Consider the following 24,715-nt stretch of genomic DNA (forward strand, 5'->3'; position numbering starts at 1 on the left):
TATAGCTTTAATATTAATACTTTACGAGTTAGTAACTTGAATTTTTCGTAGTGAACGATCATTGAAGCTAGCCATAAGGGTGGTCGTTGTTCGCCATGCTTAAATAATCGCTGATAAAAGTGACTTACAGGGAGTGAAGCTTGCGCTATTTTATTTCTAACCTTATGAAAATAAACAAAGTAATAAAGGCTTTTGAATTATATTGATGTTGCAAGTTTGTTGTATTTGTCGGTATGATGGCAACTTATTATTCCAAGGATTGATCATGACAACGCCACCGAAGAGCTGGAAAACACCGCAAAACTTTCTTCTGCTGATTTCCATTATTGTTCCCATTGCTTTCTCTACTTGGATGGCTTTGCTAAACAACTTCGTTATCGAAAAAGCCAATTTTGACGGTGCCGATATTGGTCTGCTGCAAAGTGTGCGTGAGATCCCCGGTTTCCTTGCCTTTACCGTTGTTTTTGTTTTGCTGTTTATCCGCGAGCAACGTTTTATGTTGGTTTCGCTTGCCATGTTGACGCTGGGTACGGCAATTACCGGTTACTTCCCATCCTTGTTTGGGCTTCTTTTTACTACCTTGTTGATGTCGACGGGTTTCCACTACTTTGAAACTTTAAAGCAATCCTTGTCTTTGCAATGGCTGACTAAGGAAGAAGCACCAGAAATGCTAGGCAAGCTCATTTCGGTTGGCGCTTTATCCTCGCTGTTTACCTACGGTGCTATTTGGGTGCTGTTAGAGCAACTGACGTTGGACTTTAAAACGGTTTACTTATTGGCTGGTGGAATTGGTTTTATGCTGATTGTGATCATGGCGTTTGTGTTTCCAGAATTCAAAGCGGAAGTGCCGCAGAATAAAAAATTGCTCTTACGTAAGCGTTATTGGCTTTACTACGCATTGACTTTCATGAGCGGTGCACGACGTCAGATCTTCACAGTTTTTGCTGGATTTTTGATGGTTGAGAAGTTTGGTTACTCGGCTGCGGACATTACGCTTCTTTTCTTAATTAACTACTTGTTCAATTTTCTTTTTGCTAGACGTATAGGGCGTATTATTGGTGTCGTCGGTGAGCGTAAAGCACTCATGTTCGAATACGTGGGACTGATTTTCGTCTTCGTTGGTTACGGTTTAGTGCAAACCGCAGAGTGGGCGGCTGCATTGTATGTGGTTGATCACTTGTTCTTTGCTTTGGCACTTGCAATAAAAACATACTTCCAAAAGATTGCAGACCCAGCAGATATGGCATCAACCGCTGGTGTTGCGTTTACCATCAATCACATTGCCGCTGTAGTGATTCCTGTGACCTTTGGTATGATTTGGCTCGTGTCACCAGCTAGCGTGTTCTACATTGGTGCCGTGATGGCCGCAGTGAGCTTGCTGCTCTCTCTAAACATCCCAGCCAAGCCAAAGCAAGGCAACGAGACGCGCGTGCTGAAATGGAGTTAAGTGAGCTCTAGCAGCGTGCCTCTAAAGGCAGTAGTCACTACCGCCCCCTGTTGTGAGGGGCGCTTGGCCCCATGCTGACGATATTTGCACCGAAAAATTAATGGTCTAAGTACAGGTAGTTTTGCCAGCTCTTCATGCGGATAAGTACTTTGCGCATGATGGCAACGTGAGTAAAGCTGTCTGAGTACACCGCAACTTCAACGGCTGTTCCCATCGGTAGGTGATACGCGTCTAAATCATCAGTGACTTTTAACGTGACGAGTACTCGACCATTGGTTCTTAGTGCATCCGTGCCGAGTAGTACGCCACTGGCTTGTACCTGACTCTCCCCAATCGCAGGTAGTACTTCAATCACCTCTCCCTTAAATACATGGCCTGGTAGCGCTCGAAACATAAATTCCGCTTCAAACCCAGTCTCAAGGCGTTGTAGTGAGTTCTGACGGAAGGCTGCAGTGTAGAACTTATCTTCTGTATGCACGAACGTCATTACCGGCGCCAGTGGCAGTGGAACGGCCATCACACCCGGCCGCAGCGCAAGTTGAGTAACATAGCCAGCGGTTGGCGCGGTGACAACGGTTTGTTCTAAATTGAATTCAGCCTTTCTTAGTTCAGCCAATAATGAAGCGACTTGAGTGTTCTCTCCACCGACTTCTGAGTCTAATGCGATTTGCGCTTGCGCTTTTTTCGACTGTGCGACCTCTAGCGTGGCTTGAGCGGCTTTAAATGCTTGGCGACGAGTGTCCAGTTGTTGTTCTGTAAATGCACCGCGATTAAACCCTCGCTGATATCGGTCGAACTCGCGTCGTGCCTTATCACGTTCAGCAAGCGCTTTGAGCACTGAGGCTTCAGCTTCTTGAACACTAGACTCAAGGCCAAGTGCGCCTTGGCTTGCCTCTTTCACTCTTGCTCTTAGTTTGTCCACTTCCGCTTGGTACGGAATTGGATCGATGCGGAAAAGTACATCGCCTTTTTGCAGAGGTTGGTTTGCTTGAACTGGCACTTCAATCACTCGACCTCGGACACCAGAGACGATAGGAGAGGTTGAAAACACTTGGTTACCGATCTGGGTAAATGGGTGGTTATAGTTCATTAATAAGATGAGCGTGCCAACCAACACCACACCACCGAGTACGGCCGTTGGTACAGTCCACTTGTTCAGAGGGATTTTGAAGGTTTTAAAAATTGCGATACATAACGCGGCGTAAGTCAGAACCAGTAGTAAATCCATTATTGTTCCTCCCCATCTTGTTCTACCGCGCTTGATACAGACGTTTCCCCTTTTAACATTGAGACCTCTTTTTTCAATGCACTAACTTCGTCGATCAGCGCTTCGAGGCGATGATGGATATCGTGGGTTTCTTGCTCAAGTTGTTCGAAGCCCCAACCTCGCTCTTTGCGCCACAGGGTTGCCCATATCCATAGAAATGGCCAAAGTGCGTGAAGAGTAAAAAGGCTAACCCAGCCCGCATAGTGAATGGCGTCTTGGTGAGGGTGCTCACGTTCCTTAGCTATGCCGTAAGGGATGTCGTGAATCACGATGATCCCGTAGAAGATAACCAAAGCAACAAATATGAGTAATCCAAGTGCAAAATAGTCTAAGAACATTTTACTTCCCTGTGGTTGTTGCTAAATAAAAATACCGAAAATTAGCGGTTTAAGGTTTGATGGAAAAATAAGTGAATCAAGTAAGTTATAGCTCAATTCTCAGGGATTGAGAGGGGCGGCGTGAATGACAGGGGATGAGTTGGAGCGATATGCAGACGGTTTGGCCTCCGAAGGAGTGGCCTTCAAAGGCGTTAAGCTAGACTATGTGCCTGAATTTAGCTTTTGTGCGACGTTTAAATCATGATGGATTAACTTGGGTGACCATTAAGCATAGTGCCCACAAATAATCACGATAACAACTGTTTGATCGTAAGCGGTGAGTCGGTGACTTTCAGTCTTTGAGCGGCGGTCAGCCCGTGCTTATCCTGATAGCACAAATTATGCCAAGCCCTGAATATATCTAAGAGAGGCAGTATGCCTGCTGGACGTAATTTGCGACGAGGCTCGTTAATAAAGCTTTCAAAAAGTAATTGAAATCGCTTTTGATAGAACTGAACATGACGAGTTGTTGCCAAGTTAAGCCAACACTCTGGCTCGTTTCTGTCCCCTGCGAGATAACAGATGCCCTTATTACAATCGTATTGACTGGAGATTGCCCAACGGTCTCGCCACCAACTCATGTAGGCAATATCCACTTTGCCAAATGGTGCATTCATGTCCCAGTTTCCATCTTCCTCGACGTACATCAGATCGACGCTCTTTTCTTTTATGCGCGATAAACAAACACTCAACGCGGCAGAGCGCAGAAGGGGATCTTGTGGCATGTAGATAGAAATACGCTTCTTTGGACTGCACATACCTAGCACGTGAAGATAGTGTGCGTAAGAGGTGTAAGGCGGACGAATCAAGGCCCCTTTTGAAGGGTAGTTGAACACAGAAAGGTTGCTCAATGGGTCCTCAACATTGCCACGTGCCAGGATAGTTTGGTATTTCTGGTCGATGCGCTCAAGCAGCTTCTTTGATGGAGTCGGTGGTGGCTTTGTTGCCTCTGCAATGTATTTTTGCGAGACGAAATTAGACACCTCATCGTATGGGTTATGATCTAGAGTCGCAATGGGCTCATCATCGGAAGAGTAATTTACGTGTTGACACAATATATAACCTGAATGTGCCTCGCCCGAAGCAATCCAGTACACCCCGTTATTGCTGTTTGGTTGCAGAGCGACATAATTTGATGCAAGTTCATAATGCTTAGCATGATTTACCCAACGCGCGTCAATTGTTGCTAATTTTCGGCGACAACGGCTGGCGATATGGTCAACATGGTCGTAAAAGGTTTTAGGGTTGATGCTGAGTTTACGACAGATTTCTCGAACGGAATATCCGGTAAACAGTAGACCCATAAGATTTTCTTGGAACTGGAGCTTTTTGTTAGCACCAGACCACTTATCAACAAATGTACTTTGACACTCCTTACAACGGTAACGCTGGCGATCGCCACTGTAACCGAAGGCGTGATAGAGGTGCTTGTGAGTGTGGACCGAGAGTCCGAAGTTGTCGCAGTTATCATTACGACAAGCTGGCAAGCCGTCACTATGGACGCAGCGTAAACGATGAAGCTCGTTGACGACATCGCGGTTGTTAAGCAAGGGGGGGAAAGCTCCGCATTCACGGCATACCATCGCCGGACGTTTAGGGTTCGCATGTTGCAAAATGTAACGCTTCGCATCACTCAATCCAAAGTTGTCACACGCCAATGTTTTACAAAAATTGAGTTGTAACCCATCTGCGTCCATTGGTAGTTCGCCGTTAGACACAATCGCCCCCTCGGTATAATTCGTGCAGCCGGTCAGACTCCGGCTGCGATTGACGACATAGGTGTTTCTCAGATGTTGATTGCGGTTTCTAGAGCCACTCTCATCATGTCATTGAATGACTTTTGACGCTCCTCTGCGCTGAGTTTCTCACCACGAATGATGTGATCAGACACCGTTAGGATGGTTAGCGCTTTCGCACCTAGGTCTGCGGCAACACCGTAGATACCAGCCGCTTCCATATCTACACCCAAGATACCCAGTTTTTCCATCTTCTCAAAAATATCCGCTTCTGGTGTATAGAACAGGTCGGCAGAGAATACATTACCCACTTTTACAGGTACCTCTTGAGCACGTGCTTGATTCACTGCTTCTTCTAGCAGTCCGTAGTCAGCGATTGCTGCAAAATCATGGTTGTTGAAACGGATGCGGTTAACTTTTGAGTCTGTAGAAGCACCCATGCCGATAACAACGTCCATCAATTTAACGTCGTCACGCACTGCGCCACAGCTACCAACACGAATAATATTTTTCACACCGTACTCAGCGATTAACTCGTGCACGTAGATACAGCAGGATGGGATACCCATACCGTGACCCATGACAGAAACTTTCTTGCCTCTGTAGGTACCAGTAAAGCCGAACATGTTGCGAACATCACAAACTTGTCTCACATCTTCCAGAAATGTTTCTGCAATGTATTTAGCGCGCAACGGATCGCCCGGCATTAGAACGGTTTCAGCGAAATCACCTGGTTGTGCGTTAATGTGTGGGGTTGCCATAAGTGCTCTCCAAAGTTTTGTTTAAGTAAAATGCATCCCTTATAGATACTATTACCAATTATGTTGAACTTGTCCGTTTTCGTCGGGGCGATGATACCTTTACTCAGGCGATATACTTGAGAGTTAAGTCACAAAATGGTCGGTTTTGGCGTTCAAATGGTCGCTTGATAACTAAAACTGTTGAAACTAAAAGGGCAATCGATTTGCCTTTGCATCGTTTGTCGAATGCTTGCGGCAAAACCTTGTTCTGTCACCGCCAATTTTTCTAAAACCGCGTTGATCTAAGCCCGATATTTATGAGTAAAAATGTGATGAGTTGTACAAGTTATTATCTTGTACAATCTATTTTTACTTGCTATAAGTTATACAGAAAAAAATTTTGTATAGGGATGGGCCATCATGGAAACTTCAATCAAAGTCGGTATTAGTTCTTGTGTGTTGGGCGAACGTGTACGTTTCGATTCGGGGCACAAAATCAGCAATTTTGTTACTAAAGAATTAGATGGGTACTTCAGCTTTGTGCCTGTATGTCCTGAGGTCGGTGTCGGTATGACAGTTCCTCGTCCAACTATCCGCTTAGTGACAAACGAAGAGCGGATTGCTTTGGTCGAAACGAAAAATCCTGAAAATGATCACACCGATAAAATGCTGGCGTATTCAGAAAATAAAGTCGATGAACTGCAAAGTGAAAAACTGTGCGGATATATAGTGTGCGCCAAGTCTCCTACTTGTGGCATGGAGCGCGTAAAGGTTTACAGCAAGAACAGTGCAGCGAAAGAGGGCATCGGCTTGTACACCAGAACCTTGTTAGAAAAAATGCCGTGGTTGCCAGTAGAGGAAGACGGCCGTCTCAACGATCCGGTATTAAAAGAGAACTTCATCACTCGTGTATATTGTTTGAATGATTTCTACGAGTCGATGGGTGAGCAGCCAACTCGCGGCAAAATCATTGAATTCCACTCGCGCTATAAGCTAACGTTGATGGCACACCACCCAGAATCATACCGTTCTTTGGGGCGCTTGGTCGCAGATGTGGCAAGCTACGAAATCGAGGACTTCTACAAGGAATATCGCCTTGGCTTGATGAAGGCATTACAAAACCGCGCGAGCCGTAAAAATAACACCAATGTATTGATGCACCTACAAGGCTACTTTAAGCGTTCGCTAAACGCTAATGAAAAAACAGAACTGGCGGATGTGATCAATGACTACCGTACAGGTTTATTACCATTACTTGCCCCGTTAACTTTAATCAAGCACTATCTCAACGCGTACCCAGATGAGTACCTAAAAAAACAGAAGTATTTAGAACCCTATCCACAGGAGATGAGACTACGCTATGGATTATAGCCAAGAAGAAAAATTATACGCAATTAGAGATATATCAGAGTTGACGGGGGTTAAACCCGTCACCCTAAGAGCTTGGCAAAGACGCTACAACTTGATTCAACCTCAGAGAACAGAAAAAGGCCATCGCCTATACTGCCAGCAAGACCTAGAAACGATCCGGGAAATTCAGGGGTGGCTTGCAAAAGGCGTTGCGATTGGCAAAGTAAAAGGATTATTAGGTCAAGCTTCTGACGTTGATGCTACTTCTGACATACAGCGTTCGGAAGAAGTCGAAGCCATGCTGAAAGCCCTGTCTGAACTCAACCGTGGCAAAACAGAAACCTTGTTATCGGATGTTTTAAAAGAATACCCACTTAACATTGTTATTGAACAGCTGATAAACCCAGTCTTTGAAGCGTTAGATCTTGTAAAGGTATCTCAGCGCTCTCTTCAACTAGGGTTGTTTCAAACCTGTTTGATTACTCGTTTGTCATTAGTCGTCGATTCCGAAAATAAAGCATCGTCCAAAGGTAGATGTCTTCTGCTCAGCTTTGAGCAGGCTCGTGAATCAGAAAGTTGGATTCAAGCAGCGAAACTGTGTGAACAGGGCTATCACATTACTTTGATTGACAAAGTAGAAGACGTAACAAGCTTGATTGACCACGAGGTTCTTTCTCGCTATCAGTTCGTTCACTTCTTTTCTAACAAAGCATTGCCTATCAAACAGGTTGAAGTGTTAATCGAAATTCAAACGCAGCTTCCTGAAAAAGTTCAGTTATCTGAAGTGATTGAAAAGTTACACTTTGCTACCTAACTTACCCCTCGTAAGGAGACGACATGATTCTGGTTTGGTTTCGACGTGACCTAAGAACGTTAGATCACACTGCGCTCAAAGCGGCCCTTGAGACTGGCCAACCTGTGGTTGCAGGTTTTGTTTCTACCCCTGAGCAGTGGCGAGAACATAATATGTCGCCAATGCAGGCAGATCTTATCGCGCGACGTTTGGTACTTCTCGAAGAGGAACTCACTGGTCTTAATATCCCGCTCATCTACAAGGAAGTACCCAAATTTGCCGACGTAGGCAAAGTGATCCATCAATGGGCGGTGTCCTTGAACGTGAAAAGTGTCATGGCGAATATCCATTACGAGGTAAACGAGCAAGCATTGGATCGGGAAGTGGTGAACCTTCTAAATGAAAGCTCGATTACGTTTGATGCTTTTCATGATAAGTGTGTCCATGCGCCAACGACAGTTTTAAACAAGCAGGGTGAGTACTTTAAAGTATTTACCCCATTTAAACGCGCTTGGTTATCGCAATTTCAAATGCCGAAAGTGTGGAAACCAGAGCCGCAGGCAGCACTCTCTAAGGAAGTACTCCAAGCCGTTAAAGCTGACCGCTATCATGTCGACGTGTCTTTCTCTTATCCACGTGAGTCCAGTGAGCGCTGGCATGTCTCGACCTCCGCTATTTTGCAACAGCTGAGAGGGTTCACCCGAGAACGCAGCGATGCTTATCAAGCGGAGAGAGATTTTCCTGCTGTTGATGGCACAAGTCAGTTATCTCCTTATTTGGCAATTGGAGCGTTGTCGCCACGACAATGTATCGCTCGACTGCATGCTGAAAATCCCCACACCGACCTTACCGAGGGCAAAGCGACGTGGTTGAGTGAAATTATTTGGCGTGAGTTTTACCAACACTTATTGGTGTTTGAACCAAAGCTAGTAAAGGGGCAGGGCTTTATTCAGTGGGAAGATAAAATTGAATGGTCTTATGATGAGGTGGCATTTGAGCGTTGGAGTAATGGGACAACGGGATATCCCATTGTCGATGCAGCCATGCGCCAACTCAATCAAACTGGCTGGATGCACAACCGCTTACGCATGATCGTCGCAAGCTTCTTAACCAAAGACCTTCATATCGATTGGCGCTGGGGGGAAGCATATTTTATGAGCAAACTGGTGGATGGAGACTTTGCCGCGAATAATGGTGGTTGGCAGTGGTCTGCATCGACAGGGTGTGATGGGCAACCTTATTTCCGAATTTTTAATCCAATCAGTCAGGGTGAGAAATTTGATCATGATGGCACCTTTGTCCGTCATTGGGTGCCGGAAATTAAACAAGTACCAAATAAGTTTATCCACAATCCGTGGCTATGGAGCGGCTTTAATTTACTGGATTATCACAAGCCGATGGTTGATCATAAGGTGGAAAGAGAGATAACCTTACGCCTCTTTAAAAACGCCAAGGAATAGAGAGAGATGCCTAGCAAGAAGCGTCCAATGAGTATCGCTAAACGAACCCTGTTGTCTGTATCGCTGTCTTTAGTGAGTAGTTTGTCATTCGCAAAGATGTATGAACTACCGGATGATGGCGCTCGAGTTATCGGTCGTATGGAAAACCATGTGGTCGAACAAGGCGAAACCATGGCGAACATTGCTAAGCAGTACGACGTTGGTATGCTTGCATTAATGGCCGCGAACAAAGGGGTAGATCCTTTTCTCCCCAGAGAAGGTCACGTGTTGACGATCCCGACTCAACTCATTCTTCCCGATGTTCCACACAAAGGCATCGTGATCAATTTGGCGGAACTGCGTTTGTACTACTTTCCTCCAAAACAAAACGTGGTTCATATCTTTCCTGTTGGGATTGGTCGCATTGGGCGTGATACACCTGAAATGACAACCAGCATCAGCCAGAAACGTCCAAATCCAACATGGACACCACCGTCATCGATTCGAGCAGAGTACAAAGCCAAGGGCATCGATTTACCTGCGGTGGTACCTGCAGGACCTGACAATCCTTTGGGCATGTTTGCACTGCGCCTGGCGTATGGTCATGGAGAGTATCTGATCCACGGAACCAACAAGGACTTTGGCATTGGTATGCGAGTAAGCTCGGGCTGTATCCGTATGGACCCTAGTGATATTGAGTGGCTGTTCGACAAAGTACGTCGTGGCGAAAAAGTGAAGATCATTAACCAGCCAGTGAAGGTGACGCTAGAACCGGATCGCAGTGTGTTTGTTGAAGCGCATGAACCTTTGACTCGCAGTAATGGTGAGAAAGATCGCCTAAAAGTACCGCAAGAATTGGATTGGTGGCTTGATGAATATGAGATTAAGAACGCGAAAGCGAAAGCTGTGATTGCTGCACAAAATGGTGTTCCGGTTGAGATATCTGCGCCTTAGCGAGTGCTATAGGTTTTACGGAACAATAGGTTAGTTTTTACGCCGCTCGCCATTCAATGGCAATGTTTATCACGATAAGCTATTCATTCTGGAACTTTGACTATGGAAATAGATTACCTGGTTCATGTAGTAAATATTCCTGCTGATTTAATGGAAGCGTCAAAAAACACGAACTCGGACTTGTATAGGACTTATGAGATATATCAGTTACTTGTTAAGTCGCGTTTATTATGGAAAGTTTGGTACATTGATGAATATGCGAGAGTTTGGCTGGAGGTTAATCTAGTTAATGAACAAGGTGAGTCAGAGTTTCATACCATAGCTCTAGACGAAGGGACATATCTTAAAGTGCGTGATGAACCTTATAAAGTATTGAATGAACTCACTTAGTTGCGCGCACAACAAACCAAAGTGCTACCGCGGTCTTGTTGTTTGAGTTTTGATTTTCTCTCCTCCTTATCAACCTCTCGCGCTTTCCAGATTAGTGTCAGCAAAACGCAGGTGCGAAACATCTTATCGCCGCTATATTCCCTTGAGGGGTAATACTGGGGTTGCACTTGTTGCAACTTATACGACCGTTGACTGCCCGGATACAAAAATGACGACATAAAATATGTCGCCATTCTATCGCCATTAATTATCTAGGATTTAATTAAAATACTGACTATCAAGGGCTTTTTTGCTCACTTTGTCTTACTTAGTGTAAGACTGAGCAATGTTGTCGATACGCTCGTTAGCACGTGAAGCTTCTTCTTGAGCTGACATAGCCGCGTCTTTTGACATCTGTACGTCAGATTGTAGTGATTGAACGTCTGAGCTTAGTTGGCTAACTTGGTTGCTTAGCTCGTCTAGTTTAGTCGCTGTTGTTGCTTCGTCAGAAGAAGCACAACCAGCTAGTAGAAGTACTGAAGTTGCTGCAGCTGCTATCAACGTTTTGTTCATTTTAGAACTCCTTGCCTATTGTAAAATTACAAAGCTATAAATTTTGTTTTATATAGCCGTAGTGTTAGATGTGAACACATTCTATCAGTAAATGATGTAGCAAAAGTCAAAAAAATCCAAGGATTTCATAGAGTACCTGATACGGACGCTAACCTTTAGCTTACAAAAGTGAGCAGCTACTCACTTGAAAACGCCTGTATCAGGTAATACAGCAGCCCTTTTACCACCACCTGATATCAATAATTTAGACGAAATTGACGCAAATGAAAGTTTCTTAGTGGAATTAGTTTATGTGATCTCTATCTATACTCACATGATTTGCGGTATTATACGGGGCTTTTATTTTTTGCTGCGTTAGAGCGGAAACGACACTGAAAAAGCGCTCAGGCGCTGATTATTTATTGGAGAATACTTTGCAATTTAAAGATCTAGGCCTAGACAACCGATTGTTGAAGAACCTAAAACATTACGATTTCAAGAAAGCAACTGACATTCAGCAGCAGGCTATTCCTGTTGCGATTGCAGGCAAGGATCTGTTGGCATCTTCGAAAACGGGTTCGGGCAAGACTCTGGCGTTTGTATTGCCAATGCTGCACAAGTCACTCAAAAACAAGTCGTTTTCCGCCAGAGATCCAAGAGCCGTTATCCTTGCGCCGACGCGTGAGCTCGCAAAGCAAGTCTATGGTGAGCTTCGCTCCATGCTTGGTGGCTTGAGTTACGACGCAGCATTAGTTCTCGGTGGTGAGAACTTTAACGATCAGGTGAAGGCGTTACGTCGTTACCCGAAATTCATCGTGGCAACGCCAGGACGTCTGGCTGACCACCTAGACCATCGTTCTCTATTCTTAGATGGTTTGGAAACGCTGGTTCTTGATGAAGCAGACCGTATGTTGGATTTGGGGTTTGCGCCAGAACTGCGTCGTATTCACAAAGCTGCGAAACACCGTCGCCGTCAAACGTTAATGTTTTCGGCAACGCTTGACCACGCAGAAGTGAACGGTATTGCGTCAGAGATGCTGAACGCACCTAAGCGCATTGCTATCGGCGTGTCGAATGAAGAACACAAAGACATCACTCAGAAATTCTACTTATGTGATCATTTAGACCATAAAGAAGCGATTCTCGAGCGTGTGCTTGAAGAAGCGGAATACCGTCAGGTGATCATCTTTACAGCAACACGTGATGATACTGAACGCCTTACGAACAAGCTGAACGAGAAGAAGCTTAAAGCGGTTGCGCTGAGTGGGAACTTGAATCAGACACAACGTAACACCATTATGAGTCAGTTCGAGCGTGCAGTATTTAAGATCTTAGTAACAACAGACGTTGCTTCCCGTGGTATTGATATTGCGACCGTCACACACGTTATCAACTTCGATATGCCAAAGCATACAGAAGAGTATGTACACCGTGTTGGCCGTACTGGTCGTGCAGGCAACAAAGGTGACGCAGTGTCTCTTGTTGGCCCTAAAGATTGGGACAGTTTTAAGCGTGTGGAAACTTACCTACAACAAGATCTGAGCTTCTCCGTACTTGAAGGTTTGAAAGGTAAATTCAAAGGCTTGAAACCGCGTAAACCTGATGTCGGTAATAAGAAGGCTGAAACCAAGAAAGCACGTCCTCAAGCGAAGAAAACGCCGAAAAAACCTGCTCAGCGAGATAAAGGCTTCTACCAAAATGTGGCAGTGGGGGATAATGTTTTCATCCCCAAGAAAAAGCCAGCAGCGCCAACGTCTGAAGATTAATCGTTTAATTAGCGTCTAATACCAACGAATTTAAATCCGAGCTTACTGGCTCGGATTTTTTATGCCTGAAATATTCCTTCAAATCTTTCAAACGTAAGCTGCCTTTCTCTATAACTAAACGTTTGCGCAATAAAAGCCCGTAAGATCAATGTATAAAAATTCAAATGATAATTGATCTCATTCTCATTTAAGGGCAAGATAAGCCAATAGTATTAATCTTATCAATAATTATGTTATTTGCATGAAGTTTAGTTATGTACTTTTGGGGCTTTTAGCGACATTTTTGCCCAGTGTGGCCGCGGCTAGCTTTGATTGGCTGAGAGATGATTCCAGACAAGATGAGCGAGTCCTTACTTACCTTAAGCAACAAAACCGAAAGACAGAAGAGTTTCAGCAGGGTTATGAGACTGTCACTCAAAGCTTGCTTGTTCAATGGGAAACCATGTCGGGTGAGAAAGGTGATGAACCTTGGTCGATTAAAAACGGTCAAGAATGGAATTTGGTTCGTAGAAAAGGCGATTTAGTTTTGCTGTCACGAGCAGATAAAAATGCACCAGAGAATGTGGTCTACGATTTTTCTTCTCGCCAGGCAAAACATCAGTATTTCAAAATTGGTCAATGGCGTGTCCAGGGTAATTCATTGCTGTTTACTCAAGATATCGAGGGCAGTGAGCAATACACTGCAGTGTTAGCAGACCTTAGGTATGGCATAACGCGCGAGCTGATCAATAACGTAGCCAATGAGGTTCTGCTCTCACCAAATGGTAAGTTTGCTTTCGTTGTATCAAAGGACGTTAAAACACATCGTCCTTACCAAATCGTGCGAATTAACACTCAAACCAATGTACAGGAAGTACTTTGGCAAGAGGACAAAGCTGATTGGCTCATGTCCTTCTATCCCGCGGCGGATGCGCGTTTCGCACTTGTGCAAAGCAATAATGAGTCGACTAATGAGCAGAGGATCTTAGATCTTAATTCCGGGGAGCTAACCGCTTCGCTACGTAAACCAGAATCCGGTACGGAGTACTATGCGGATATCGCTCAAGGTAGAGTCTTCATCAACAGCAATCTTGATGGTCAGTTTGACCTGTTTGAAACCATGATGCCCGAAACAGGTACGAGTACTGATGTGTCTGATTGGAAGCTTTTCTTAAAATCAGAAAACGGTGTTGAGCAATTTTACTTATATGATGCGGGACTTGTGGCATTAACCAAGCGAGACAATCAAACCACAATCTCGGTTTACTCTTATGATGGCAAGGCGAAAAAATCTCTCCTTTTAGAATCCGGAGGTCGCGTTGCTTGGTTGAGCACACTTGGTGATTACCACTCCAACAAAATCCGCATTCGTAGTATGTCGATGACGACACCGCCGTTGTGGGAAGAGTTTGATGTTAAAGCACTGACAAAGACAAATCTCTCTCAAGATGTTTATCACGGCTTCTCTAGTCAAGATTATGTTTCTCAACGCATTATGGTTGAAAGTCATGGTGTGGAAGTGCCAGTTTCTCTTGCTTACCGCAAAGATAAGCTCAGCGACAATGCCCCTGTTGTACTTTACGGCTATGGCGCTTACGGGTTTACCATGAAACCTTACTTTATGCCTCAAACCGTGAGCTTACTGGGTCAGGGGGTTATTTATGCGATAGCGCATGTTCGTGGTGGTGGATATTTTGGTGCTGACTGGCACGAGCAAGGCAGAGGTGTTCTCAAAGCTAACTCTATCAATGATTTCACGGCGGCTGCACAAGCACTTAAACACTTTGATGGTGGTGAACGTGATGTTTACGCGATTGGATCGAGCGCTGGTGGTACTTTGGTTGCCGGCTCGATCAACCAAGCTCCGGGCTTGTTTGCGGGCGCGGTGATGAAGGTTCCGTTTGTCGATGTTGTTGCCAGCATGTCAGATACGACGTTACCACTTACCGCACAACAATATGGAGAGTGGGGAAATCCGACACTCCCAGCGCAGCTCAAAGCGATGCAAGCTTATGATCCTATTCTCAATATCCACAAAGACGCTTACCCACCCATGTTGGTTCAAGTCGGATTAAACGACCAACGTGTGCCCTATTGGGAAGGTGCGAAGTATCTCGCTCAAATTTCGTCGACCAGCGAATCGACAGGTCCTTATTTGTTGCAAACGGATTTTCACTCTGGCCACCGCATGGATCCAAGGCAGGCAAGAGAACAACAAGCGAAGGAATATGCATTTCTACTATCACTCATTAAAACATCTAAAGCGGAGCATTAAATGAAGCTTACCCCTGTGTCAGCGGCAGTACTTTCGGTACTTGCTGCCAGTCAAGTGCACGCCGAATCAAAGGTTTTCTCTATGGAAGAGGTGGTTGTAACGGCTAATAAAATTGAGCAACCACTGTCGAAAGTCTCGGGCAGTATTGTGGTCGTTACTAGCGATGAAATTGAGTCACGAGGAGAAACTGAACTTTATGACGCACTACGAAACGAACCTGGAGTAAGTGTGACTGGAGGAGCCGGCCGTCCTCAAAACATTACTATTCGAGGAATGACAGGTAACCGAATCATGATCGTTCGTGATGGCATTCGTTCTGCGGATGGCTTTGGTGCGAATGACATCAATGACGCAGTTGGACGAGATACTTTTGATTTATCTAATTTTCAATCGCTGCAAATTATTAAAGGAGCAAGCTCTTCGGTGCATGGCTCTGGCGCTATTGGCGGTGTGGTGATTTTAGAATCCAGTCAACCGGGTGATTTTTTAAAAGACAAAGACTTTTACACTGACGTTTCTGTTACTTACACAGACATCAGTCACAAATACAAAGGCACGAGTAACCTAGCTTTCCGATCCGGTGATACAGAGAGTTTACTCAACGTTTCATACTGGCAAGGGCAAGAGGCACGTAACTTTGATGAGGATTTGTATAACCGCGACCTAGATGGTTACAGCGGCGCGTACACGTTCAACCACTTTTTCAATGAAGAGGTGATGTTGAAAGCCAAAGCGGAACTCTACACTCAGAATCAAGAACGTTTAGAGGGGGTAGCATCCATCCAAGCTGATGGAGTTTGGCCTATTGAAGACTTTGCTGAAGATGAAACCACTGAAGAGTACAGCGCTTACATTGGCGCTGAGGTAACACCGATTAATCCAACTTGGTTCGAAGAGTTGGATACCAAAGTTTACTGGCGTCACACCGAAGTCGTGGAAGACACCAACCGTTTAATGCACCAAGTGGATCACAATGGTTTGATCACCAAACGCCGTGAGTTAGAACACAAAACTTTCATCGACGAAACAATTGGTTTCCGTGGCGATTTCACCAATAAGATTTATGCAGCAAATGCTGTGCACCAATTGGCTTACGGTGTCGAGCTTTCTACTGACTATTATGAACGTACAGATAGCGATTCTAAGATTGATTGGAATGGTGTGAGGCCTTCGACTAAGAAACCTTTCGCTCCTGCACGTGCTTACAACATTGGTCTGTATGTTCGAGATATGGTGGAACTCGGTAAGTGGACAATTACTGGAGGCCTTCGTTTCGATGCCCATAGTCTAACGCCAGACAGTCAGAATGAGATCCAAGGTTTTGCTGTAAAAGACATGGATAGTTCTGAAATTTCGCCTAGCTTGTCGATTTCTCGAGAAGTGTTTGCAAACAACATTGTTTACCTTTCATACGACCATGGTTACAGGGCTCCGGAATATGACAAAGCTTATGGTTTTGTCAATCATGATTTCGTGCCGTTGACACCTTTTGTTATCGCACCAAACTTAGACTTAGAGGCAGAGACTTCCGACTCATTTGAAATCGGTAACAAGTTCGATAACGGCCGTGCGCATGTCTATGTCTCCGTGTTCTACAATAAGTTTGAAAATTTCATTGATATCGTGACCACTGACTTGGATTCAAGTACTGGTAATTACATTAAACAGTACCAAAACCTTAATGATGTAGAGACTTACGGCGCAGAACTTTCTGCAGGTTATGGGCTTACTAAGCAATGGGATATTAGCACTAAGTTTGGTTATGTCGATGGTAAAGACACGAAAGGCGAATACGTTCGTAGCATTACGCCATTCGAAGGTAACGTTCAACTGAAATACGCCCACCAAGACTTCAACGCTTACGTGGCTTGGAACTGGGCTGCGGCCATGGATCGCGTCCCTAAATGTCAGACCACGCTTGGTCAAGCGACAGAGTGCGCACAGACAAGTGCGTGGAATACGTTTGATATTGGCGCAACTTACCACGTCTCCAAAGACCTTCGTGTGAGTGCAAATATCGTCAATCTGTTCGACAAAGAGTACATCCGATACCAAGACGTAGCGGGTATCGCTGAGAAAAGTAAGCGTTACTCAACTGAGCCTGGGCGCTACTTCACGCTGAATGCAAAATACGAATTCTAGGACGAAATCATGAAGCTAAAGCCATTGGCGTTTTCACTGTTTATTGCTTGTACCTCAGCGGTGCAGTCTGCTGAGTGGGATTATCCCGCAACGGATTCTGTGGTAACCAATGAAGCGCAAGCGAAAACTTATCTAGACAGCCACTACTCAGAAGCGGGCGAGTTTAAGTTCCGTTACAAAACCCAGTCTCAGCTCGGTGAGCATTACAATTTTGATGTTTGGGTTAACGGTGAATATCAAGCACAGCGTGCGCTCGTAGTAGCAACTGATAAAAATCATCACGTTGTGCGAGTGTTTAAGAGCCTTGACGATACGATCATTCGTAACGGTAAACCAACGGTTGCAATGGAACTGGAATCGCCTCGCCAACTGCAAGCACAAGAGCCGCCGGCTTTGAGCTCTGGAAGTTTGGTTGATGTTGAGGCTTCTTTATTCAACCCAGATCTTCGCACCATGCAACAGCAAGCGGCGCCAGAGTCAACGTGGTCAGCACTGTCCGATTACCCTCAGCCGATCGAATACGTAACCAAGTCGATTGAGGTTTTAAAATCCGGCGGTAAGTTCTATCTCTCTAACCCAAGATTAAAGCAAGTGGATGTGACGGGCTTATTTGCAGCCCCAGCACCTGGTGAAGCGCCTGTAATTGATACGTTGGACTTCCTCAGCGCAGAAGGGGTTCAAGCATTTGACAGTGTTGATGAGATGCAAAGCACTGAGTTTGGTGACAATGCGTTCCCACAGTTGATGGCTTTTTATCATCTTGATAGCTCGATCCAATATCTGACAAGCCTGACTTACGACTTGTTTGACGAACCGCTTCGTTTTGATGCTCGCGGTTTATCAAAAGATAACTCTACTTACTATTACGGTCCGAAAGCTCTCATGCTGGGTGTCGGTGGTGTTTCTCCGGATGCAATCGATGCTGATGTCGTGATACATGAGCTTGGGCATGGCATTCATTACCAAATCGTACCGGATTGGGCGTACGGTCACACTGGTGCTATCGCAGAAGGTTTTGCTGATTACTGGGCGGGCAGCGCGAGCTACCGCACTCAATATTTGGATGCTTCGCGTCGTGGTCAAGAATTCGAGTTAGATACGGTGTTCAACTGGGACGGTGTGTTCGGAACACGCAAAACGACTCGTAGTTTATGGAACCAAAAAGCTCGCTATTTTGAGGGCTCAGAATATCCAGCGCACGTCAGTGTGGGCGGTGAGCTCGGTGACGAGCTATGGTCTACGGCACTGTTCCAAGCGCTTAAAGCATCGGTTGAACGATACGGTGATGATACCGATAGCGCATTCCGCGAGTTTGATACCATTGTTCTTGAAGGCATGTACGGTATTGGTCGTGGCGTGAAAATGCATGATCTTGCGGAATCGACCGTGTTTGCCGCAAGCACTTTGTTCCCAAGTAAAGACTATGCCCAATTTTTGACGGACAGCTTCAACAAACACAACTTACTCAAAGCGCCTCTTCGCGTTCGCTATGACGCTCGATACATCGCACAAGGTCAAGACGTTGGTGTGAATCTGAGCCAAACAGGCCGCGAAGCGAGCATCAAAGGGCAATGGCAGCTAGATAACGCATCCGTTTTCGACTTGGATGAAACCCTTTTTGACTCGACCTCAATGAAGGTGGCGTTACCAAGCGGTCTGACATGTGGCGCGCAATTCGATTCCTCGATTTCATTGGATTACCAATTTGCTGAAGGGTTAAAGACTCACCAGTGGCGTGAAAAGGTGATGCTGGTTAATGGCACGCCAGAGCTCGACATTAAGCCTCAATCAGTGAATGCCATTTTGCCGGAACAGGGCGATAGACTGTTTTCTCAGACGCTATCGGATAAGTCACGCAAGATTGATGATTCGTTTGCGGTTTACCTGAATATCGAACATGACTCAATTCATGAGCTGCAAGTAACACTTATCTCTCCACAAGGTAAATCGGTCGTGCTACTCAGCAATCAATCAAGCAATACCAATGGATTTAAAGGTTACTTTACCGCTCAGTATGACGAGGAGTTACAAGCGCTTGTCGATCAAACGAGTTGGGGAACTTGGCGTCTCGAGGTGTCTGATCCCGTGTCAGGGAACTCTGGGGTGTTGAAAGAGTGGGGTGTGAGTCACTTTGCTCAGTATCAGTGTCGTGCTGATACAACGAAAGAAAGCAGTGGTGGCGGTTCTGGAGGCAGTGGTTCGCCATGGACCGTGTTTGGACTTTTCCTGCTTTCACTGGTGAGAGTGATTCGCTCTCGTTAATTAAAATCAACAGAAGATCAAATCTATGAAGTTTCAATATTCTTTCGTTGCTATGTCACTAGCCCTAGCTGGCTGCGGCGGTGATTCGGGCGGTGACACGTCGGCACCGACCTATAGTTTAGCTGGCACCGTCGATTCTGCAGGTACACTCCTTGATACACAAGTATGTATCGATTTAAACCAGAACTTTATTTGTGATACTACTGAACCGAGCGTTAAAACGGATAATGCTGGTAAATTTAGCCTGACTTCAAGCAACAAAAACATACTAACCAACAATATTCTTGCTCAAGTTGACCAAGGTTCAAACCAAATGTTACGCATTGCAGCTCCGGGGCAAAACTTAGCAATGGGCAATACAGTCAATGGCGTAACAACGTTACTTGCCGGTCTTGTGGTAGATGGTAAAACCATCTCTCAAGCTGAAGAGATCGTAAAAGCGCAACTCACCGATGCCGGCGTTTCACTGTCTGGTTCTGTAATGTCTAACACACAAATTACAGAGTTAGACAAGCTAGAGCAAAATACGGCTGCGTTATTAGCAGAGATGCAACCAGAACAAATGACCGAGGGCGTAGCGCTGCTTGCTGAAAGTCTTCGCTTCCAAGGTAAATCATTGGCCTTTAATCTTCTGCCTGAAGAGGAAGTGAGTGCATTTGCTGAAGAAATTGTGGCGGTTGCGGAACAAACTGTCGGAAGCAACGATACGGGGGCCGTTCTTCATTTCGCTGATAGCATGACAGACGTAGCAGAAGTTCAAGCTTCTTACCCAGGTCAAGATGCGGAATACGGTTTTGACAAAGATGACAGGCAAACGTCGACAGGCTCTGGATTCAAGTTCGTTAAGCTAGATCAGCAAGGTGTTGCTTTGGCAGCAGATGCGACTGACTGGGCTTGTACAATGGATGAGCGTACTGGGCTGGTGTGGGAAAACAAGAGCGCGGATTCTAACTCTATTCAATTTAAAGACCGCCTATTTGCGTTTGAGTCTGAGACATTTAAGCCATTCGGTAAAGATGTAGATCTTGCTGGTTGTAAAGACGCGGGTGATGATATTTGTACCACTAGCCAGTATGTAGAGCATATCAATATGAAATCTCTGTGTGGTTTAGCGGATTGGCGTTTACCAACTTACCAAGAGTTCTACGATATATTGGACTTGGGTGAAACCGAACAGTTTGCTGAAAATGAGGAAGGTCAGAATAACGTCTACGGGCTTAACTTTTCTTTCTTCCCACAACAAGGTCTTGGCAGCCCCTATCTAGAAAGTGGTGCTGTTTGGCTGCAACATTTTACGTTTAATAATTACTCTAAAGATAATATTCCTGGTGCTTTGCAGTTCCCAGTCATTACAGCTCGTGGACTGGAACGTGGTTACGTGACCTTTATTGAAATCTTTTCAAATAATGTTGCCGCAGATTCTGACGATTCATACCAATTCCCAATTCGTTTAGTAGCAGTTAAGGACCAATAAGATGTATAAAGTAATCACCGCGCTATCGTTTGTGTTGGCCTCTCAAGTTGCAATGGCGGCACAAGAATGCTCAACTGATTTTGAAAAAACAGCCCCCAACTCTCGTTACACCTACTCTGATGCAGGGACGGTGACTGATTTAAAAACAGGTCTTACTTGGATGCGTTGTCCTGTTGGCTCAACGTGGAATGCGGCAAATGAAGCTTGTGACGGCGCAGCGACGAAGATGTCATGGCAGTTGGCGCTATCAACCGCTGAGCAAATCCGTAATGAATCAGGCAACCATACCTTGCATGACTTCGCAGGCAAAAAGAACTGGCGCTTACCAAACGTTAAAGAGTTGGTCGCGTTAACGGAACGTGCTTGCCATAGTCCTGCCATGAACGGTACTGCATTCGCAAGTGGTTACACGCTTGAGGTGGGAGACTTTGCGGGCTATATCTGGAGTAGTACACCGAATGGCGATGGTTCAAATGTCATGGTATTTGATTCATTTAATGGCGAGGTTTACAACTGGAACCCACTAGAGCCAACTTACATTTTCTCTGCTCTACTGGTAACAGATGAAGAATAATCACACCGTTGGATTTTCTCTAATCCAGATATTAACAAACTTCGCCAGAGCGGTAATGCCGATCAGTTAAGAAAGTCATAGACGGACCAATTGAATAAATCCACGAGTGTGTGAAAATCCGATATACCGATGTCTATCGGATTTTTTATGCAACTGACTAAACGCTATCACTCGCCGATGACGTCGATCCAGATTATGAATCACTAGAGAAGTTGAACGATATACTTGCTACGAAATTTATCAACCAATGTTCCCACTAACATATCGCGAAGTTTTTTGTGCCTATAAAGAGAATCTTGATGGCTAGTTTTATGCGTGGAAATGACAAGGTGTCATAGAGGCTTCAACTAAGTGAAACACAACTGTCATATTTGAATTCTAAAGTGGGCACCGTTCAAGTGAAACACAACGGCAATAAGGCCACTTAAAGGAAATTGTGATGAAAAAGACAGTAATCGGTGCAATCGCACTTCTAGGCGCAATGGCAGTGACACCTGTTTCTGCTAAAGAAACCATCTCTGCGGTGGGTTCTAGCAGCGTAACTCCACTGATGGAAGTTTTCTCTGAAACATACATGAAGACAAACCCGAACGTATTTATCGAAGTTCAAGGCCCTGGTTCATCTGCAGGTGTTAAAGCAGCGAAGAATGGCTCTGCTGACCTAGGTATGTCTTCGCGTAACCTAAAAGATTCTGAAAAAGAACCAACGCTAAAAGAAGAAGCCGTTGCTTTGGACGGAATCGCTGTTGTTGTAAACCCACAAAATAAGCTTTCTGGCCTAACAGCTGAACAAGTTACTGCAATCTACAAAGGTGAAGTAACAAACTGGAAAGACGTTGGCGGTGCAGACAAGCCAATCGTTGCAATCACTCGTGATACGGCATCGGGTACTCGTGGTGCATTCGAAGACATCATGAAACTAAAAATGAAAATTTCGGGCAAGAAAGTATCAGCAATCTCTCAGCGTGCTCAGGTTGCGAACGGCAACGGCGCACTGAAGACAATGGTTGCTTCTAACCCGTACGCTATCGGCTACATTTCTTTGGGTACCGTTGACTCTTCTGTAAACGCGATGCCAATTGATGGTATTCAAGCTTCTGTAGACAACGTGAAAAACGGTTCTTACAAAGTGGCTCGTCCTTTCCTAGTTCTTTACAAAGAAGGCAAGCCATCAGCAGAAACTCAAAAATTCCTAGACTGGATGCTAACTAAAGAAGCGCAAGCGCTTGTTGACCAAAAAGGTTACATCTCAGTTCATTAATCCCATCGGGACTCTAAAGTTTGCTCAGCCCACCATTTTGGGCTGAGCCTTTTCTATCCATTGTGTTCGACGCCATTGCTAAGAACCGTGAGATTTTTATGACCATCGCAATAAATAGTGAAAAGCTTATGAATACTGACGCTAAAGCGATCAGCAAGCCCGGACTGCGCGAAAAACGTCGCGTTGACTGGAGAGAGCGTATCTTCCACGGCTTGTTCCTAACGAGTGCCGTTATCGGCATCGTATCATTAGCAGTTATCGCATACTTCATCGTCCGCGAGAGTATCCCAGCATTCCAAGAGGCTGGGCTCTCGGGCATTGTTCTGGGGCAAAATTGGTTACCACCAGCACTGTACGGTGTGGCAACCATGATTGTTGCATCTATCGTATCAACAGCAGGCGCTGTTTTAGTCGGTGTTCCTGTTGGTATTTTGACCGCTATTTTCATCGCTGAAATCGCACCGAAACGTTTAGCAGACGTCATTCGTCCAGCGGTTGAGTTGTTAGCGGGGATTCCTTCAGTGGTTTACGGTTTCTTTGGGCTGGTAATTATCGTTCCATTAATTCAGAACGTATTCGACGTTCCTGCGGGTAATACCATTTTGGCGGGTATTATTGTGCTTGGTGTAATGATTCTACCAACGGTCATTACGGTGTCTGAAACGTCTATCCGTGCGGTACCTCGTGCCTACAAAGAGGGCTCTCTGGCACTGGGTGCTTCAAAAATCTACACCATCTTTAAACTGCTCGTTCCAGCCGCTCGTTCAGGCATCATGACTGGTGTGATTCTGGGTATCGGTCGTGCGCTAGGTGAGACTATGGCGATCATCATGGTAATGGGTAATGCGCCGGCAATGCCAGAGGGCATCCTTGATTCAGCACGTACGCTAACCGCAAACATCGCGATTGAAATGTCTTACGCAAGTGGTGTTCACGCTAGCGCACTTTACGCTACTGGAGTGGTGCTTCTGGTCTTCATCATGTCGTTGAACGCTGTGCTACTTTATCTAAACCGAGAAAAAGCGAAGTAATCGCTCGTTAAAGGTGACTATTATGGATCGCGCAAAACTGAAAAAAGCACGCCAATTTAAAGATAATGTCTTTAACGCATTAGTCTGGTTCTCGGCGGCATTAACGGTAGGTTTCTTGTTCTGGATTATCTGGTACATCCTATCAAACGGTCTACAGCACGTAGATTGGAACTTCATTACTGATAACTACACGCGCACAGGCGAAGAGCACGGTATTTTCCCGATGATTGTGGCGACAGTTTACATGGTTATCGCATCTATCGCAGTGGCAGCACCACTCGGTATCATGACGGCGATCTACTTGACCGAATATGCGAAAGTGGGCAGTCGTTTGGTGAAAATCATCCGATTCTGTACAGAGTCCTTGGCGGGCATTCCGTCGATCATCTTCGGTCTGTTCGGTATGACTTTTTTTGTGGCGATACTTGGCCTTGGCTTCTCGATACTATCGGGTGCTCTGACGCTTAGTATTCTTATTCTGCCTGTTATCATCCGCACTACTGAAGAAGCATTGATGGCAGTACCACAAACCTACCGTGAAGGTTCCTATGGGCTAGGAGCATCTAAGATTTACACAATTTGGCGCTTGATACTTCCGAGTGCAATGCCAGGCATCTTAACCTCGATCATCCTAAGTATTGGTCGTGTCATTGGTGAGTCAGCACCCGTTTTTCTGACAGCAGGTATGGTTGCGCGTATTCCAGATTCTCTATTGGATTCTGGTCGTACATTAACCGTTCACCTATACAAACTGACTACCGAACTGTTTACCATTGAAGAATGGAATCAGGCTTACGGTACCGCGACAGTTCTGATTGTTGTTGTTCTATTGATCAACATGTTCACAAAACTGATTGCACGACGTTTTAACACCGCAACTTACTAACGAAACGAATTAAGAACGCACGTTAAAAGACACGAATTCAA

The 24,715-nt window shown here is 45.2% G+C and carries 20 protein-coding genes; 15 read left to right on the forward strand and 5 right to left on the reverse strand.

Annotated elements, in window-relative coordinates; genetic code table 11:
* Window positions 1–265: 265 nt before the first annotated feature.
* Window positions 266–1,447, forward strand: coding sequence for an MFS transporter (locus tag AND4_RS00365; RefSeq protein ID WP_009840874.1), 1,182 nt, complete (start codon window positions 266–268; stop codon window positions 1,445–1,447).
* 97 nt (window positions 1,448–1,544) lie between these two features.
* Here AND4_RS00365 and AND4_RS00370 read toward each other — a convergent pair whose 3' ends face one another.
* The 4 genes from AND4_RS00370 to deoD form a co-directional block, all read right to left on the reverse strand.
* On the reverse strand, window positions 1,545–2,675 hold the full coding sequence (locus tag AND4_RS00370; protein WP_009840875.1) for an HlyD family secretion protein: 1,131 nt from the start codon (window positions 2,673–2,675) through the stop codon (window positions 1,545–1,547).
* Window positions 2,675–3,052, reverse strand: coding sequence for a DUF3302 domain-containing protein (locus AND4_RS00375; protein WP_009840876.1), 378 nt, complete (start codon window positions 3,050–3,052; stop codon window positions 2,675–2,677). Before AND4_RS00375 ends, AND4_RS00370 begins: the two co-directional genes overlap by 1 nt.
* Window positions 3,053–3,339: 287 nt before the next feature.
* Window positions 3,340–4,809, reverse strand: a complete 1,470-nt coding sequence (locus AND4_RS00380) for a lactate dehydrogenase (RefSeq protein ID WP_009840878.1) — start codon at window positions 4,807–4,809, stop codon at window positions 3,340–3,342.
* 68 nt (window positions 4,810–4,877) lie between these two features.
* Window positions 4,878–5,588, reverse strand: a complete 711-nt coding sequence (deoD, locus tag AND4_RS00385) for a purine-nucleoside phosphorylase (RefSeq protein ID WP_009840880.1) — start codon at window positions 5,586–5,588, stop codon at window positions 4,878–4,880.
* Window positions 5,589–5,987: 399 nt separating this feature from the next.
* Here deoD and AND4_RS00390 point away from each other — a divergent pair, with 399 nt between their 5' ends.
* From AND4_RS00390 to AND4_RS00410, 5 genes are all read left to right on the forward strand, one after another.
* Window positions 5,988–6,938 (forward strand): DUF523 and DUF1722 domain-containing protein, encoded by a 951-nt coding sequence (locus AND4_RS00390; RefSeq protein WP_009840881.1) that lies wholly within the window; start codon window positions 5,988–5,990, stop codon window positions 6,936–6,938.
* The gene (locus AND4_RS00395; protein ID WP_009840882.1) at window positions 6,928–7,731 is read left to right on the forward strand and encodes a MerR family transcriptional regulator; all 804 of its coding nucleotides are present in this window, start codon (window positions 6,928–6,930) and stop codon (window positions 7,729–7,731) included. The genes AND4_RS00390 and AND4_RS00395 overlap by 11 nt, the downstream gene beginning before the upstream one ends.
* Before the next feature lie 23 nt (window positions 7,732–7,754).
* Complete coding sequence (gene phrB / locus AND4_RS00400; protein ID WP_009840883.1) at window positions 7,755–9,170, forward strand: deoxyribodipyrimidine photo-lyase; 1,416 nt, start codon at window positions 7,755–7,757, stop codon at window positions 9,168–9,170.
* A 6-nt stretch (window positions 9,171–9,176) separates the two neighbouring features.
* Window positions 9,177–10,103, forward strand: coding sequence for a L,D-transpeptidase family protein (locus tag AND4_RS00405; protein ID WP_009840884.1), 927 nt, complete (start codon window positions 9,177–9,179; stop codon window positions 10,101–10,103).
* 102 nt (window positions 10,104–10,205) lie between these two features.
* Complete coding sequence (locus tag AND4_RS00410; protein WP_009840885.1) at window positions 10,206–10,493, forward strand: hypothetical protein; 288 nt, start codon at window positions 10,206–10,208, stop codon at window positions 10,491–10,493.
* 303 nt (window positions 10,494–10,796) lie between these two features.
* Here AND4_RS00410 and AND4_RS00420 read toward each other — a convergent pair whose 3' ends face one another.
* Window positions 10,797–11,045 (reverse strand): Lpp/OprI family alanine-zipper lipoprotein, encoded by a 249-nt coding sequence (locus AND4_RS00420; protein ID WP_009840886.1) that lies wholly within the window; start codon window positions 11,043–11,045, stop codon window positions 10,797–10,799.
* A gap of 401 nt (window positions 11,046–11,446) precedes the next feature.
* Between AND4_RS00420 and AND4_RS00425 the strand changes: the two genes are divergently transcribed.
* The 9 genes from AND4_RS00425 (at window position 11,447) to pstA (ending at window position 24,674) form a co-directional block, all read left to right on the forward strand.
* Window positions 11,447–12,790, forward strand: a complete 1,344-nt coding sequence (locus AND4_RS00425) for a DEAD/DEAH box helicase (protein ID WP_043991376.1) — start codon at window positions 11,447–11,449, stop codon at window positions 12,788–12,790.
* A gap of 241 nt (window positions 12,791–13,031) precedes the next feature.
* Window positions 13,032–15,044: a prolyl oligopeptidase family serine peptidase gene (locus AND4_RS00430; protein ID WP_009840888.1), complete on the forward strand. Its 2,013-nt coding sequence runs from the start codon at window positions 13,032–13,034 to the stop codon at window positions 15,042–15,044.
* Window positions 15,045–17,186 (forward strand): TonB-dependent hemoglobin/transferrin/lactoferrin family receptor, encoded by a 2,142-nt coding sequence (locus tag AND4_RS00435; protein ID WP_009840889.1) that lies wholly within the window; start codon window positions 15,045–15,047, stop codon window positions 17,184–17,186.
* Window positions 17,187–17,195: 9 nt separating this feature from the next.
* Entirely contained in the window at window positions 17,196–19,448 is a 2,253-nt protein-coding gene (locus AND4_RS00440; protein ID WP_009840890.1) for a proprotein convertase P-domain-containing protein, read from the forward strand.
* A gap of 25 nt (window positions 19,449–19,473) precedes the next feature.
* Window positions 19,474–20,922 (forward strand): DUF1566 domain-containing protein, encoded by a 1,449-nt coding sequence (locus AND4_RS00445; protein ID WP_009840891.1) that lies wholly within the window; start codon window positions 19,474–19,476, stop codon window positions 20,920–20,922.
* 1 nt (window position 20,923) lies between these two features.
* The gene (locus AND4_RS00450) at window positions 20,924–21,496 is read left to right on the forward strand and encodes a DUF1566 domain-containing protein (protein ID WP_009840892.1); all 573 of its coding nucleotides are present in this window, start codon (window positions 20,924–20,926) and stop codon (window positions 21,494–21,496) included.
* 439 nt (window positions 21,497–21,935) lie between these two features.
* Window positions 21,936–22,757 (forward strand): phosphate ABC transporter substrate-binding protein, encoded by an 822-nt coding sequence (locus AND4_RS00455; protein ID WP_009840893.1) that lies wholly within the window; start codon window positions 21,936–21,938, stop codon window positions 22,755–22,757.
* Window positions 22,758–22,855: 98 nt separating this feature from the next.
* Window positions 22,856–23,788 (forward strand): phosphate ABC transporter permease subunit PstC, encoded by a 933-nt coding sequence (pstC, locus tag AND4_RS00460; protein WP_043991401.1) that lies wholly within the window; start codon window positions 22,856–22,858, stop codon window positions 23,786–23,788.
* Window positions 23,789–23,810: 22 nt separating this feature from the next.
* Complete coding sequence (gene pstA, locus AND4_RS00465) at window positions 23,811–24,674, forward strand: phosphate ABC transporter permease PstA (RefSeq protein ID WP_009840895.1); 864 nt, start codon at window positions 23,811–23,813, stop codon at window positions 24,672–24,674.
* Window positions 24,675–24,715: the final 41 nt, after the last annotated feature.

The organism is Vibrio sp. AND4 (assembly GCF_000171815.1).
Classification (GTDB): Bacteria; Pseudomonadota; Gammaproteobacteria; order Enterobacterales; family Vibrionaceae; genus Vibrio.